14 protein-coding genes, 1 pseudogene and 1 other annotated feature are annotated in these 15,200 nt (G+C 52.7%); of the genes and pseudogenes, 10 read left to right on the plus strand and 5 right to left on the minus strand.

The features are described 5' to 3' along the window. The first annotated feature begins 4 nt into the window (after positions 1-4). The 6 genes from F556_RS0122680 to F556_RS0122705 all read left to right on the plus strand — a co-directional run bounded on the left by F556_RS0122680 (position 5) and on the right by F556_RS0122705 (position 6,028). Positions 5-835 carry a phosphoenolpyruvate hydrolase family protein gene (locus F556_RS0122680; RefSeq protein WP_020619290.1) on the plus strand — a complete coding sequence of 277 codons (831 nt, stop codon included), beginning with the start codon at positions 5-7 and terminating at the stop codon, positions 833-835. Between the two features lie 15 nt (positions 836-850). Further along, positions 851-1,828, plus strand: a complete 978-nt coding sequence (locus F556_RS0122685) for a Gfo/Idh/MocA family protein (protein WP_020619291.1) — start codon at positions 851-853, stop codon at positions 1,826-1,828. Between the two features lie 129 nt (positions 1,829-1,957). Continuing rightward, positions 1,958-2,851: an ABC transporter permease gene (locus tag F556_RS0122690; RefSeq protein WP_020619292.1), complete on the plus strand. Its 894-nt coding sequence runs from the start codon at positions 1,958-1,960 to the stop codon at positions 2,849-2,851. Between the two features lie 16 nt (positions 2,852-2,867). Then, positions 2,868-3,749 (plus strand): carbohydrate ABC transporter permease, encoded by an 882-nt coding sequence (locus F556_RS0122695; RefSeq protein ID WP_020619293.1) that lies wholly within the window; start codon positions 2,868-2,870, stop codon positions 3,747-3,749. A gap of 31 nt (positions 3,750-3,780) precedes the next feature. Then, positions 3,781-5,367 (plus strand): extracellular solute-binding protein, encoded by a 1,587-nt coding sequence (locus tag F556_RS34930; protein ID WP_020619294.1) that lies wholly within the window; start codon positions 3,781-3,783, stop codon positions 5,365-5,367. Between the two features lie 118 nt (positions 5,368-5,485). Further along, positions 5,486-6,028 (plus strand): helix-turn-helix domain-containing protein, encoded by a 543-nt coding sequence (locus F556_RS0122705; RefSeq protein ID WP_020619295.1) that lies wholly within the window; start codon positions 5,486-5,488, stop codon positions 6,026-6,028. A 102-nt stretch (positions 6,029-6,130) separates the two neighbouring features. Here F556_RS0122705 and F556_RS0122710 read toward each other — a convergent pair whose 3' ends face one another. Next, positions 6,131-7,012 carry a hypothetical protein gene (locus F556_RS0122710; RefSeq protein ID WP_020619296.1) on the minus strand — a complete coding sequence of 294 codons (882 nt, stop codon included), beginning with the start codon at positions 7,010-7,012 and terminating at the stop codon, positions 6,131-6,133. 163 nt (positions 7,013-7,175) lie between these two features. Here F556_RS0122710 and F556_RS0122715 point away from each other — a divergent pair, with 163 nt between their 5' ends. Then, entirely contained in the window at positions 7,176-7,658 is a 483-nt protein-coding gene (locus F556_RS0122715; protein WP_020619297.1) for an RNA polymerase sigma factor, read from the plus strand. Next, positions 7,655-8,209, plus strand: coding sequence for a hypothetical protein (locus F556_RS36565; RefSeq protein ID WP_020619298.1), 555 nt, complete (start codon positions 7,655-7,657; stop codon positions 8,207-8,209). The genes F556_RS0122715 and F556_RS36565 overlap by 4 nt, the downstream gene beginning before the upstream one ends. 72 nt (positions 8,210-8,281) lie before the next feature. Here F556_RS36565 and F556_RS34940 read toward each other — a convergent pair. The 3 genes and pseudogenes from F556_RS34940 to F556_RS0122735 all read right to left on the minus strand — a co-directional run bounded on the left by F556_RS34940 (position 8,282) and on the right by F556_RS0122735 (position 12,082). Continuing rightward, positions 8,282-9,524 (minus strand): annotated as a pseudogene (locus F556_RS34940) (MFS transporter). A gap of 79 nt (positions 9,525-9,603) precedes the next feature. Further along, positions 9,604-9,841, minus strand: a binding site (T-box leader). Positions 9,842-9,893: 52 nt separating this feature from the next. Further along, on the minus strand, positions 9,894-10,760 hold the full coding sequence (locus F556_RS0122730; RefSeq protein WP_020619300.1) for a TIGR03915 family putative DNA repair protein: 867 nt from the start codon (positions 10,758-10,760) through the stop codon (positions 9,894-9,896). A gap of 17 nt (positions 10,761-10,777) precedes the next feature. Beyond that, a complete protein-coding gene (locus F556_RS0122735; RefSeq protein ID WP_020619301.1) occupies positions 10,778-12,082 on the minus strand; it encodes a putative DNA modification/repair radical SAM protein in 1,305 nt (434 codons plus the stop codon). Positions 12,083-12,257: 175 nt separating this feature from the next. Between F556_RS0122735 and F556_RS36570 the strand changes: the two genes are divergently transcribed. Continuing rightward, the gene (locus F556_RS36570) at positions 12,258-12,836 is read left to right on the plus strand and encodes a lysozyme inhibitor LprI family protein (protein ID WP_020619302.1); all 579 of its coding nucleotides are present in this window, start codon (positions 12,258-12,260) and stop codon (positions 12,834-12,836) included. A gap of 97 nt (positions 12,837-12,933) precedes the next feature. Here F556_RS36570 and F556_RS0122745 read toward each other — a convergent pair whose 3' ends face one another. Continuing rightward, positions 12,934-13,482, minus strand: coding sequence for a CueP family metal-binding protein (locus F556_RS0122745; protein ID WP_020619303.1), 549 nt, complete (start codon positions 13,480-13,482; stop codon positions 12,934-12,936). Between the two features lie 274 nt (positions 13,483-13,756). Here F556_RS0122745 and F556_RS0122750 point away from each other — a divergent pair, with 274 nt between their 5' ends. After that, positions 13,757-15,061: a hypothetical protein gene (locus F556_RS0122750; RefSeq protein WP_020619304.1), complete on the plus strand. Its 1,305-nt coding sequence runs from the start codon at positions 13,757-13,759 to the stop codon at positions 15,059-15,061. Positions 15,062-15,200: the final 139 nt, after the last annotated feature.

Raw genomic sequence — 15,200 nt, forward strand, 5'->3', positions numbered from 1 at the left:
CAATATGCACGAGAAGAAGCAACAGATCATCAGCCGCCTGCGGGAGAAAATCACGGCTCGGCGTCCGATCGTGGGAGCTGGTGCAGGCACAGGTATCTCCGCCATGTGTGAAGAGCAAGGCGGAGCAGATCTCATCATTATTTATAATTCCGGCCGGTTCCGGATGGCGGGGAGAGGCTCGCTGGCGGGGTTGATGCCTTATGGCGATGCGAATGCAATTGTCATGGAGATGGCTGGCGAAGTATTGACCGCGGTGCGAGAGACACCTGTCTTGGCGGGGGTGTGCGGCACGGATCCCTTCCGCGATATGGAGCGGTTTCTCCATCAAGTCGAAGAAGCGGGATTTGCTGGCGTTCAGAACTTCCCGACCGTGGGACTGTGCGACGGCCTGTTCCGCGCCAACCTGGAAGAGACGGGGATGGGCTACGACAAGGAGATCGAGATGATCCGCCTGGCCGCACGCCGCGACCTCCTGACCACACCTTATGCCTTTAATGAAGAAGAAGGCCGGCGCATGGCAGCAGCAGGAGCCGATATTGTCGTGGCTCACTTGGGATTGACTACGAAGGGCAAGATTGGCGCGCAGACGTCTATCCCCCTGGAGGAAGCGCCAGCCGCCGTGCAGCGGATAGCGGATGGGGCACGGGCAGAGAATCCGGACGTGATCGTGCTCTGTCACGGCGGTCCGATCTCCGAGCCGGAGGATGCAGCCTATGTGCTGAAGCGGACGCAGGACGTCCATGGCTTCTATGGCGCATCGAGCATGGAGCGGTTGCCGGTTGAACAGGCCATTACGGAACAAATTCGCAGATTTGCTGCGATTACTATGGACTAAGGGAGAGGGTAACGAGTGAAAACGTACAAGGTAGGTATCGTTGGAGCGGGCGGCGTCAGTGAATTGCATCTGGAAGGTTATAAGGAGCATCCGGAGCGGGTGCAGGTGACCGCGCTATGTGACCTGAACCCGGAAATGCTAACCATGCGAGCCGATAAATACGGCATTGCTGATCGTTACTCGTCGCTCGAAGATTTTATTGCCAACAGTGGCGTGGATGTGGCAGTCGTCTGTACGCCTTCCCCATTGCGGAAGAAAATTATCGAGCCGCTGCTGGCTGCCGGACTGCCTGTTTTCGTAGAAAAGCCATTCTCGGATACCTTGGCCGAGGCTGAGCAAATTGTAGCGCTATCGGAGCAGCACGCTCGTCCCGTCTCTGTGAATCAGAACTTCAGACAGCATTTCCCCTTCGAGGTGACAAGGGAGATTGTAGCAGAAGGCACCATCGGCAAGGTCACATCGGTGCTCTTTACCAACCTGTTCTTCCGACAGGATACGGGCTGGCGGCTGGATTGCGAACGCCATGCCCTGTCCGTCATGGGTATTCATTGGTTTGATGGCGTCCGTCTATTGCTCGGCTCGCAGGCCGTGTCGGTGCATGGTCACAACCGCTCCTCCGCAGCAGTCGACTGTAAGGGCGAGACGGACGCGACTGTCCAGGTTACCTTTGCCAACGATACGGTCCTGACCTATGTTCAGAGCTTCTCGTCCATCTTCAATCGCACCGAGATGATCGTCATCGGCGAAGAGGGGACGCTGCACGTTGAGCACGGCACTGTTAACCTGCTGAAGCGGGGAGAGCAGAATCCGGTCCAATCGTGGAAAAATACCATTTCCCGCGAGACAGCCACCTATGGCGGGCTGAACCAGCTTCTCACCGCACTGGAAACCGGGGAGCCGGCTCCCAATAGTGCACAGGATAACCTGCAGACGATCAAGATGCTAGACGCTGCTTATGTGTCCGCCAGCGAAGGGCGGATCGTCCAGCTCTGATTGCTATCTCTGCATGAGCGGTTCCCGGATCGCAACGCAAATCTGATCCCGTGATCCGGGGACAACAGCGATCGGAGAAACGTCCGATCGTGTCAGCCCTGACCTTGTTCCAAAGCAGGAGGGACCCGCATGCTAAAAAAAATACTTCGAAGCTATGAGTTGTACCTGCTCATGCTTCCGACGCTGATTTATTTCGCGATCTTCCAGTACGGTCCGATCTACGGAGTGCAAATTGCTTTCAAGCAATTTACGATCTCTAGGGGAATTACCGGCAGCCCATGGGTCGGCTTTGAACAATTCGAACGCTTCTTCTCATCCTACCAATTCTGGAATCTACTGCAGAACACACTGCTCATCAGCCTCTATGAACTCGCTCTATTCCCAATACCTATCATCCTAGCGCTTCTACTTAACCAATTGACGAGTCATCGGTTTCGCAAACTAATTCAAACGGTGACGTATGCGCCTCATTTTATCTCAGTCGTAGTTATGGTAGGCATGTTATATCTCTTTTTGTCGCCTAGTAAAGGCATTCTCAATCAGATCCTTATGTTGTTTGGTCTGGATCCGGTCTTCTTTCTTGCTGCGCCTGAGTGGTTCAAAACGGTATTCGTCTTCTCTGGTGTTTGGCAAAATGCCGGTTTCAGCATGATTATCTACATCGCTGCGCTTGCAGGGGTCAGTCCCGATCTTCATGAAGCCGCTGTCATGGATGGTGCTTCTAAAGCGCGTCGCATCTGGCATATCGATCTGCCTGGCATTATGCCGACCGTCATGATTTTGCTCATATTAAATATTGGCCAGTTCATGAGTATCGGCTTTGAGAAGGTGTATTTGATGCAAAACTCTGTGAATATCACCTCGTCCGAGATCATTCAGACGTATGTGTACAAGGCAGGTCTGCTCAATGCCCAGTACAGCTACTCCACTGCAATCGGCCTATTTAATTCGTTGATCAGCTTCGTCCTTTTGCTGTCGGTCAATATGATAGCCAGGAAGCTGAATCAGACCAGCTTATGGTAGAGGAGGTGTGTAGCGTATGCTTATGAATCGAAGCAAGGGCGACCGGCTCTTCGACGCACTCAATGTGACGTTTTTCCTGTTCGTACTGGCTCTTGTTTTGTATCCGCTTTATTTTATTATCATTGCTTCCATCAGCGATCCCGTCAAGGTTAACACGGGTGCAGTCTGGTTTTGGCCGGTTGATATGACCCTGGAAGGATACCGCAAGATTTTTGAACATGAAGCGTTATGGAACGGCTACCGCAACTCAGCCTTGTACACCGTTGTCGGCACTGTTATTAATGTCGCGTTGCTAATGACGGGTGGTTATGCTTTATCCCGCAAGGATGTTCCCGGCCGTAACATCATCACATTGTTGATTGTTTTCACGATGTTCTTCCAAGGTGGGATCATTCCGACCTATCTGATTGTTCGCGACCTGGGGATGCTGAATACGATGTGGGCGCTAGTCATTCCCAATGCCGTCAGCGTATATCATCTCATTGTCGTCCGCACGTATTTTGAATCGACGATACCCATTGAGATGCTAGAGGCCAGCAAGGTGGATGGCTGCAATAACACCCGTTTTTTCCTGCGGATTGTATTGCCCCTGTCGCTGCCGATCATCGCTGTTATGGTTTTGTTCAGTGCCGTCGTGCATTGGAACTCTTATTTTAGTGCATTAATCTATCTGCGTGATGAGTCGATGTATCCGTTACAAATGGTACTTCGTGAGATTCTTGTCCGCAACTCAGCCCAAGAGCTCATGAACGTCGAAGATGCAGCACAACTGCAGGATTTTTCTGAATTGATTAAATACGGGGTCGTCATCGTCTCCAGTTTGCCGGTGCTCATCCTCTATCCATTTGTCCAGCGTTACTTTATCAAAGGCGTGATGATTGGCTCCATTAAAGGTTAACATCCAAAATTAAAGGTGAGGGGACATGAATATGCGTAAGCAATCCATTGTTCTGGCAAGTATGGCATTGGCGCTTGGAATGACCGCTTGTTCGTCAGACAACACCAGGAATGGACCGGATGTAGACGCGGCCAGCGCTTTTCCGCTGGAAGAGACGATTGAACTTGAATTCTTTGCTCAGGGCAATGCCAACGCCATTAAACCGTTTGGTGAGATGCAGGTATTCAAAGATCTGCAGGATAAAACCAATATGACGATTCAGTGGACTACGGCGACAGGGCCTGATTTCGCAGAGAAGAAAAATCTGATCTTCGCCAGCGGCGAACTGCCGGATGCGTTCTATGGCACGGGTGTGCTGAGCAATAACGAGGTAGTACAGTACGGCGTTGAGGGACTCATCATCCCGCTGGAGGACATGATCGAGGAATATGCTCCGAATCTTCATGCGTTCCTGGAGGAACGTCCGGATATTAAAGCCTTGATCACAGCGCCTAACGGTCATATTTACTCGTTGCCGCATGTCAATGAATTTGACCCGGCTGCAGAAGCCAGCGCGGCCATGTTCGTGAATCAGGATTGGCTGGACCAGGTAGGCATGGATGTGCCGGAGACAACAGATGAACTGTATGAGGTTCTGAAAGCGTTTAAAGGAGCTGACCTGAATGGGAACGGACAGGCGGACGAGATTCCCATGAGCTTCAGAACACGCGACTCAATCAGTGGTATAGAGGCGCTCACGGGTGCTTTTGGCAAGTTGGTTACCGGTACAAACCGCTTCTATGTCGAGGACGGTACGGTGTATTTCACGCCGATGGAACCGGAATACAAAGAATATGTGAGCTACGTGCACAAACTATATGCAGAGGGATTAATTGACCCGGAAGTATTCTCCCAGGAAGGGCAAGTATATGATGCCAAAATCCGGGCTGACGAGCGCACAGTAGGTGTGTTATTCGGATGGAGCCGTTCAGTGTTGTGGGGACAGGAGCGAGAAAACTGGGATTATGTTCCGATTCCAGCGCTCAAGGGTCCGGAAGGACATCAACTCTGGCCTAGACAGCCCGGCGGAACGACAGTAGGCTCATTTGCAATTACCAATACGAATCCCTATCCGGAACTGACGATGCGTTGGCTTGATCATGTCTATGAAGAACGGACCAGCGTGGAGCATGCTTTTGGGCCTTTCGGCAGTCATTTGTATGACACGGACGATGGAAAAATTGGTCTTCACTGGCCACCGGAAGGTACAGCCGAAGCTGCTTTTCGGGTACAAGAGACGCCGGGGCCCGGAGCAGTATATATCATCGGTGACCTCATTCAGCGTCGTCCGTCGCAGCAGGAGAAGCGTGAGCTGGTGGAGATGTATGCGCCATTTACACCGGAGGAGGTCTATCCTCGTCTGATGATGGATGAAGAGGACGTGAATCGTCTTGCTGTACTGGAACCGGAGCTCTTCCAAGAGAACGGTTATATCGACAGCCAGTTCACTCAGTGGGTCATGCGCGGTAATATTGATGCGGAATGGGATGCCTATGTGGAGCAACTGAAACGGATGAATATTGAAGAGATTGTGGAAATCTATCAGACCAACTACGACCGATTGATGGAGTCAAAATAAGAATGCCAGCGAGGATTGTTTTTCTTTCCGGTCTGTTAACGATTATAATAGAGGCATAGTGCCGCTGGACGGCGCATCGCCGATCACTGGCAGACCACGGAGAAAGGAAATCATCTCTATGTCACTTGGGCAACGCATCCGAATGATACGCAAGCAGCAGAAACGTACGCTGGAGGACATCGCGACGCAGTGCGGCTTCACGAAGAGCCTGCTCTCCAAAATTGAAAACGGTGTCTCCACGCCGCCGATCTCGACCTTGGTTAAGATCTCTGAATCGCTGGGCGTGAAGGTGTCCGATCTGTTGGAAGAGAACCAGGAGGCGCGCACCTTCTATGCCCAGGCCTCGCATGTGCAGGATCGCGATAACTGGATCAAGACGGAGAAAGGCTACTCGTTTTACGCCTTTGCCGCCGGCCGGGCGGACAAGAAAATGCAGCCTTATTATTTTGTTGCCCGCAAGGGAGAAGTGAAGAAGCATGTGTTCTCTCACAGTGGCGAGGAATTCGTCTATGTGCTCGAAGGCACCATGAAGTACCAAGTCGGATCAGTGGAGTATACCCTGACAGCGGGGGACGCCGTCTATTTCAACTCGCTGGAGGAGCATGTACTGACGCCGATCTCCGATGAGGTTCGATACTTGGGCGTATTCAGCGAGGTCTAGAACGAGCAGATGACAAAGAAGTCTCCAGTTAACCTGACGCAGGTTAGCTGGAGACTTCTTTCGTTGTCTTAGTTCCTTTATTTGCGATTTACGCTTGCGTATCTATATTCGTCCGAATAAGAACTGCGAGATATACAGGACAAGTCCCAGCAGCGCCGCTTGCTGCTTGATCTCCGGGTTGGTGGGTGGGTGGCGGAAGAATAGCAGGTAGATGACAAAGCCAAGTGGCAGGCCAACGTTATTCAGATTGAAGGTGAAGGCACCGAGTAGGAAATAGCCAGCGATTTTGAAGACCAGTCCTGCTTCATCCGTGGAACGTCTGCGATACAAGATGACCAGCAGGCTGAACAGAAGAAGATTAAAGAGCGGCCACCATAAGGAAGGGGATGTGCCCTCGCCGGGAATCTTCTCATACCAGTACGAATAATAGCCAGAAAAACGAATGGTTGCCCCGTCTGCGAACTTGTCGCGGTATTCATCGGAAACGACGATGGCGGCTAATGAACCAGGACCGTCCCCAGTTCCAAATTGGCCCCCCAGGAGGTCTTGGCCTGCAGTATCGGTGATTTGCCAACGGACCGAATTCGCGTGAATGAGAGAACGGTTACTTTCATGAAGCCTCGTGGACAGGACATAGCCTGAGCTGCGTTCCAGATGCGGGTCTAGGGTTAAATGCAAGTAGAAGTCATCCCGCCGCTTCCCCACTTTATCCAAGACAATTGAAGTATCATACTTCTCTTCGATAACAAGTCCCAGTTCGTTCACTTCATCCTCTTGCTCCGGAATCCACTCCGGCTTAAAGAAGAATTCCGCTTCAACACCCTCCTCTATGAAGGTTAACTTGTATCCATCCTGATTAAAAATTCGATTATACACGGCTTCGCTGCGATTCTGGTAGAACCAGTTCGCCGTCATCATGCCGATCAATACAACAATGACCAGCAGCATGCCCCATGTCCATAATTTGCTTTTGCTTCCCGTCATCCACAATCCCCCAACTATTCCAAAAATCAATATCTCCTAACAATAGGGGATGTTCTTGCCTGCCGTCAACCACAAGGCGTACGATGAATCATATTAAAAAATTTTGTTCGCGTGAAAAATAATCGGGTGCTCAGTTGTATTACTAGTGAAAGGGGGATTTGAGGTGCACGATTCATATGAGCTCAATGAATCCGTACGCAAAGCTGTGGTCACCTATTCGGACAATCTCATCAAGATCGCGTTTACGTATCTCAAAAATGTGGCCGATGCCGAGGAAGTAGCGCAGGACGTATTCCTAACCTATCTTCAGACCGCGCCTGTATTTGAGAGCGACGAGCATGAGAAGGCATGGCTGATCCGGACAGCGATCAACAAAAGCAAAAATATGCTGAAGGCCGGTTGGTTCCGCAGCAGAACCCCCATTCCGGACAACCTGGCGTATTTCCCCAAGGATGAATACTCGGTCCTGCAGGCGGTATTATCCTTGGACAAAAAATATCGCATTCCCATCCATTTGCATTATTACGAAGGTTATTCCCTGGAGGAGATCGCGGATATTCTTCATGCTAAGCCCGCGACCGTAGGGACATGGCTGGCACGCGGCCGCACTCAGCTCCGAGGAGCGATAGGAGGTATGGAAGCATGAAGAAGAAGCCGAGCTACAAGGATGCTCTGGACCAGTTGCGGAGAAGCGAAGATTTCGAGGCACGCACCATACAGAAGCTTAAATTAAATCAGAAAACGACAGCTAAAGGAGCAAATACCATGACAACAACACAACCAACAACACGGAAAAGAAAAACACTCACGGCCTGGACGGCAGGCGTGGCGGCATGCGCGGTATTGGGCTTGGGTATTTATGCCTTCAACGGAGGCAGCGAGCCAGTGGCGCCTGCACCAGGTACAGGTACTGCCGTTGTCGAGAATCAACCGGCGCCTACTACGGCCAAACAAATGGTCAACATTGACGGGATCATTGACGAAGTCAGTGCCGACGGCACAAGCTTCCGCATTGGCGAGCTGTGGGTGACGGTAACGGATGCGACCGAATATGGGATCTCGGGCCCAACTGCACCGCCGCTGTCTGAGCAACTGGTGAGCGAGGACTTCAAAGTTGGCAATGCGGTATCCGGCTTCACCTCTGAAGATGTAGCGAGCGGTCAAGTGACGGCGGAGCGGATCTACAATAACTTCTAAATGTATCTTAATAAAGAGTGACCTGCAGCAAATCGACGTTATGTCGGCTTTGCTGCAGGTTTTTTTGTGGATTCATCGTTGCTTGAATTGTACCGTTCGATGATTCGGTTGAGCCTCCCGATTGAATGCCGTCAGAGCAACGCCTAACCCCAGCATCATCAAGACACCACCGACAATTACGCTTCTAAGGGGCACCATCTCAGCCAGAACACCAAATAACAATGTCACGACCAACGTAAGCAGGGATTCGATCAGGCCGTTGAATCCTCCGATTCGCCCCATCAGATGAATAGGTATCGTTTTTTGATACCATGTTGCAAACCCGGTGTTGGCAAAGGCTAGAAAGAAGGCAAGCACAAAAAAGCCTATCGCTGCCACGAGAAAAGAATCCGAGAATGCATAGATCAAATAACCTAGACAGTTGCCAAGGGCTCCGACGTTAATCAAGGTCGCAAGTCGGACCCTCGTAACGATAAAGGTGTTAATCATTGACCCGGTAAGAATACCTGCACCTGCGATACTTACAAGTACGCCGTATTCGCTTTCGGTAAGGCCTAGCACGAGAGTCGAGAATGCAGCTTCCAAGGAGTCGACTGAAGAAGCCATCACGACCGTGAGGCCCCCGAATAAAAGGCATATAGCCATGACAAGAAGATGCTGCTTATAGTAATGGATGACTTGATGAACGTCAGATTTCCATACGGCGAATGAAAAGTGCGAGGACTGGTGTTGCGGGCTCGGTTCACCCTCTTCGATGTTCGGCAACAGGAAGGTAATGAACCCGGAGATCAACAAGGCCATTGCGTTGATATAAATGGCGGTTACCGGGGTGCCAATCATGAACAATAGTCCTGCGATAGCCGGCCCAATGAGGAATGAGCCTGAACCAAGCAGCGTGTGCAACGAATTAAAACGCGGCCGCATCGCTTCAGGGATTAATTTTGTTACATAGATGAAGGCGCCTATGCCGAACACATGGCTAGCCATGTGAATGAGGAATACCATGGCGAAAATGATCCACACGGATGTGAAGAATGGCAAGAGGCCAATCATTATAGCCCGGATGATATCAAGAACAATCATAAGCTTTCGTTTTATTAACCCGATCGACCAGACTGCCGGACCATGCGTTGGTGACTAGACCTGCCAAGGGTCGCATCATATAGAGGATCGCTAGCGCGAGGGGGGAGCCTGTCATATCCAAAATAATTAAATTTAACGCAATGAAATAAATCCACGCCCCAACGTTAGACAGACCGATACCAAATAAAAGGATTGCAGCATACTTCCAATACGCGAAAGGCTTTGAACTCATGGGGGCACCCTTTCTAAAACAGATTTATGTCTTCAAGAAGACAAAATCAAAAAAAAATCACCTCCCGGGAATAGGAATTCCCGGGGGCGATTGGATCGCGGTGCCACCCCAAGTTCGCACATGTGTTGCCACATGAGCCTTTGTGAGTACATGAGTATACTCGTGCTCGATAACAGAAGCACCTGTCACATCATCCCTGAGTTCGTTTCGATGTGCTGCTCAGAGCCTTGGTTCAACAAGTGATCTATACTCCTTTTCAGCTACCGGAGCTCTCTGAGATACATCAGCCTGTTTACTCTTCTCTTCATCGCATTTAGGATACGTTACCATGAATTACTTTTAAAGTAAATGAATTTTTGGTGAGAGTGATTAGTATTGTTCAGGCCCGGGGGTAGAGCGTAACCGGCTGCGTGGCTTGACGGATCGGAGCTTAAGATCGGCCGCATACTCATGGGACGCATTCCCCTGGTGGGCGCCAGCCCGCCAGCCGACCTGCATCTCCGGCAGCAGCCGCCAATAACGCTTGGGCATGTGGGAGGCGCGTAGCTTGTGGTTGCGGCGCTCCCGGATGCCGACGGCATTATAGAATCCCTTCCAGAGCCTGCGGTATTTTTCTTCGGCTTCATCTGGCTCAGGCGGTGCCCATTCATCCAAGGGGATGATCTCGTACCGGCCCGGGCGATGGACAATTGCCTGTCTGTGGGTCTGATCATAGATCAGAAACGTCTCGTTGCGGTACCGTTCGCAGAAATGCTCGGCAATCTGAGACAACACTTCGTTTCGTGGTTCAATGATCGCAGCCATCACCGAACCGTACACCGAGAACCGGAGAAACGCCAGATAATCATGGCTCTCCCGGCGCAGCTGCTGAATCGCCTTGCCCAGCGCATGCACCGTGTCATCCGCCAGTCTGTCCATCACTGTGGGACCGTGCGTATAGCCCAGACGCAGGAAGCGGAGCAGCAGCAGCTCCTTATCCGCCACACAGGTCAAGAAGCCGAGGCGGATCCACTCCGTGGCCTCCGGTCCCATCTTCTCCGGCATCGACCGCCGTACGCGAGCCGCCTTCTCGGGATCGGTCTCGATCCACTTGGCTTCCAGCAGCAGACCCTGGGGGTCCTCCGCCGAGTGAATGGCGATCGGCATCTCCTTCCACAGATAGCTCTCGAACACGCAGCACAGCCAGCCGTCGAAGGTCCCGTCATATTGGTAGGCGAGGGAGGTCGTCCTGGTCATATCGATGCTCTCCTTCCTCAGCCCTGCAGCCAAGAGGAGCCACCAACGCGCAGAGCCGAGAATTGCTGGTCGTCGAACAGCGACAATTGCTCCGGCTGGGATTGCGGCAACGCGGTTTCTCCTCCAGACATCAGTGTCCGGATCAGCGTATGCTCGCCGACTTTTATTCCGTCCAGCAGCTTGCCCCGGCAGGTAATGAAGAAGCGGGCCCGCTTCAGGACGACCCCGAGCTTCTTAAGCGCTTGGAAATCGAGCGCCCCCGCCCGGCGCGCTCTTACAATACGCTGGGCGCTGCGGACGCCAATACCGGGTACGCGCAGCAGCATTTCGTACGGTGCACTATTGATCTCTACGGGGAATTGCTCCCGGTTATGAATAGCCCAACTCGATTTGGGGTCCAGAAGCGGGTGAAAGTTGGGGTTCTGCTCATTCAGCAGCTCTTCCGCTCGAAAGCCGTAGAAGCGAAGCAGCCAATCCGCCTGGTACAGCCGGTGTTCCCGCAACAAGGGAGGCTTGGTGTCCAGCGACGGCAGCAGCGAGTCCTCCACGACTGGTGTATACGCCGAGAAGAAAACGCGCCTCAGATTATAGTTCTTGTACAGCCCCTGCGTCAGCATCATAATCTGGTGGTCGCTGTCTGGCGTTGCTCCGACGATCATCTGGGTGCTCTGGCCAGCGGGTGCAAACTTGGGGGTGTGATTATATTTAACAAGATCGGCGCGGTTCTCGTGGATTCGCTCACGAATGACGCCCATTGGCTTCAGAATCGACGTCTTGCTCTTGTCGGGAGCAAGCTTGGCCAGGCTGTCCTGGGAAGGGAGCTCAATGTTGACGCTCATCCGGTCTGCGAGCAGACCGAGCCGGGACAACAGCTTCTCATCCGCGCCGGGAATGGCCTTGACGTGGATATAGCCGGTGAAATGGTATTCGTAGCGCAGCAGCTCCAGAGCGGCAATCAACTGCTCCGTGGTGTAGTCGGCATTGCGCATAATGCCAGAGCTGAGGAACAGCCCCTCTATATAATTGCGACGGTAGAATTGCATTGTTATATCGGCAAGCTCCTGTGGTGTGAAGGCGGCTCTGCGAATCGGGTTGGACTTGCGGTTGACGCAGTAGGCGCAGTCGAAGGTGCAGCCATTAGTCATGAGAACTTTGAGCAGCGAGATGCAGCGTCCGTCCGATGAGAAGCTGTGGCAGATGCCCATCCCGGCCCCGCTGCCCATGCCGGGGCCTTCGCCCTTGCGGCGGGAGCCGCTGGAGGTACAGGCAACATCGTACTTGGCTGAGGCGGTGAGGATTTCTAGTTTGTCCATTACATCCATACGATTCTCCTCCTTACATATCCATATTATATTACGAACATACGTTCGAAGTCAAAGGCAGTTTGTGGGCAAATGGCCTCAAAAATCCGGGACATATGATTTCTTTTGCCGGGAGAGGGTAAGGGGGTATAAGTTGCCAAGGATGGCTTCAAATTCAAAAAGAGGGTGATGACGCATGAAAAAGCAAATCTTCGTCGTACTTCTTGCCGGGATGCTGCTGGCTGGATGCGGCAACGCCACGGATGGCAATAATACGCAGGATACTACTCCACCGGCTGATACAGGAACCAACACGCCGCCACCTCCGCCGCCGGAGGATGAGACGCCGCCTGTGGAAGAGCCTGCACCGGATAATACGGCAGGGGAGAATGGGACTAACGATACTGGCGCTGCCGGCAGCCAGGCGGAATACCGCGCGATGCTGGATGATATTGAGGCCAACATGGACGACGTCGAGGCGATGTATGAAGAGGGCACGACCGCTTCCATGCGCGAAGCCGCAGGCGAGGAGTTCCAGCGCTGGGACGACGCGTTAAATGAGATTTATATGACGCTTGAGGAACAGCTGTCCGATGTCGAGATGGATCAACTGCGCGAGGAGCAGCGGGAATGGACCGCGTTGCGTGATGAACAAGCAGAAGAAGAAGCGGCAGGTTCAGAAGGTGGCACCTTGCAGCCCGTCGAACAGATGATGGCCATGGCCAGTATGACCAAAGAACGTTGTTATGAGCTTGTAGATACGTATATGTCTTAACGGACAGACGAACTAGCCCCGCCCTCTATCCTAGAGGTGCGGGGCTAGCTGCGTCATGCAGTCCAATTGGCTTGAGTAGAAGAGGAGGCGTACCGTGCTAGCTCAGCTGCATCGTTGTAATACAGGTGGGATCCTCATCAAAGCTGGAGATCACAGCGTCAGCGCTTCTTCCATCCTGAGTAATGCTGATCTTGAAACTCTGATCCCGCGGCAGCCAGAGGTCAATAAACCCGTTCGGATGCGAGAGCATCTGTTCATCAACAAGGACTCGGCCGGTATCATCAACAACATAAACTGCGAAGGCTTCCCCCGCCAGTTCCCCCTGACAGCCAGCCAGGTTATGAATAGCACAGGGGTGTGTGTCCTGCAGATACGGAGCGATTGAGACAAAAAACGATTCGGCAGGCAGCGCGAAAACATTTTGGGCATCATCACCGGAAATCAGGGTGAGTTGTCTGGCATCAATGGAGGCGCTTCGTGCCGGCAGTATGCCTGAACTGAGCTGCTCAACAACCTGTTTCACATCAGTTGGCAATGCAGGGGATGCTTGCTGCTGGAGGGCCGGCTGTGATTGCTGTGCCACGAGCCAGTAGATCCCAACGGCTAGTACCACAATCCCCAGTATTACGAATCGAGAGGTTTTCATTCCGCTTTCCCTCCTTATCATGTAAGACTGTCCGGATGACTTTCTTTTTAGAGCATAGCATGTCATGCCGGCTCAGGATGTGAGGAAACGCACAAGGACTTGCGATTCGCCCGGGCCAGACCTGCCTGGTAATAGCGAATAAGTTTTCGGGGCCCCGGCGCAATATCTGGCTAAACATTGCCCCTGATGAATCGCCATTTTGGGTCCATGGTACGATGGCATTTAAATGCCTTTTCTATAAACTGGAAATATCGCATCAGACAGGAGGATGAGGATGAACTGGTTGCAGGAGGAAACGGCACAGACCTGGCGTGAGGAAGGCAAGCGTTATGCAGGAGATGTCAATGAATATGTGCGCATCGGTATGGAGACGGACTGGGAGCTGGAGGAGCAGATTGAGGATGACGCTCGTCCGCCACTGGCTCATAAGGCGGTGAAGATGATTGTCGCTGCCAATGAGGCGGGTGAGGTGGACAAGCTGCGTGAGTACCTGCCACCGGCGACTTGGCCCTTGACGGAGGCCTTCAAGGACGAGACTCAGAGCATCAAACCACTCTTCGTCTGGCCCAACGGGGAAGTCCTTGTACGGACGGGGGCCTCTTGGGAACCGAATACATTGGTTATAGCGGGAGAGGAACGCGCTCGGAAGCTCTCCGGCATTGCTATGGCAGGCGGCTCCAATGATGGAGTCTATCTGGCGGTATCGGAGGGCTCCGGCATTCGTGTCCTTAAACAGCCGGATACTACTCTTGCAGGAGAAGAGGTCTTCTCGCTGACTTGGGAGACATTCCGCTCGCAGGTGCAGGAGCAGTTGGGGGACGTGACATCACTGGCTAATGAAGAGGAGCCGGAAGGTCGCATGGAGCAGTTGATTCCTTTTGACCACGGACAGCAGGTTCTGCTCGTCAGTATGCAGGGAATCTACCAGCTGCGGGCCAATGGGCAGGTGTTGGTACTCTATCCTTCCCAGGAGAGCATGCAGAAGTGGAAGCTGGATGAGGTCCATGTAGACATGGTTCACGGCGCGGTCTCGCCGGATGGGCGCTGGCTCGCCTATGGCGGGCAAGACAGCGATCATTTGCTGGAGGATTGGGAGCAGGGGGTCCGGCACGAATACGAGCCGCAGTCCAGTTACCCGCACTTCAGTCTGTTCTCTGCGGACGGCAGCCACGTATGGTTCAACGCCTGCCATTTCTATAATGGTGACACGATAACCATCCCCCTTGCTGAGGCAGACAGCCTTGCAGGAGAGGATGAGCAGACGGTGGTGAACCATGAGATGCGCGTCTATGCCGGGGTGGCGTATGGTGATGGTTGTATCCTTGGTGATGCCTACGGCTACCTGCGGTATCTCTCGAATGAGGGGACGGAGCACTGGCGTTATTTTGTCGGAGGAACGCTCTCGGGTTTGCACCTGAGTATCGATGGGCGCGAGCTGCATGTCGGCACCTATGCAGGCATGCTGCACCGCATCGACCTGACGAATTCCAAGCGCAGCGACTATGAGATTGGCACTGGCACGATTCGCGAGACCGGACGCTGGCTGCTCTGGAAGAACTACGAACCGTTGCGGTGGTAGAAGACAATGCCAATTATAACTGTAACAACCTTTCCCCAAGACCCGGAAAAAACACTCTAATCCAGCAATAGTCGGCTCATTAAGAATAGCCCGTTTCCACGTACAGTCAGCAGTACGGAGAAACGGGCTGTTCGTGCGG

Source organism: Paenibacillus daejeonensis DSM 15491 (assembly GCF_000378385.1).
Classification (GTDB): Bacteria; Bacillota; Bacilli; order Paenibacillales; family Paenibacillaceae; genus Paenibacillus_D; species Paenibacillus_D daejeonensis.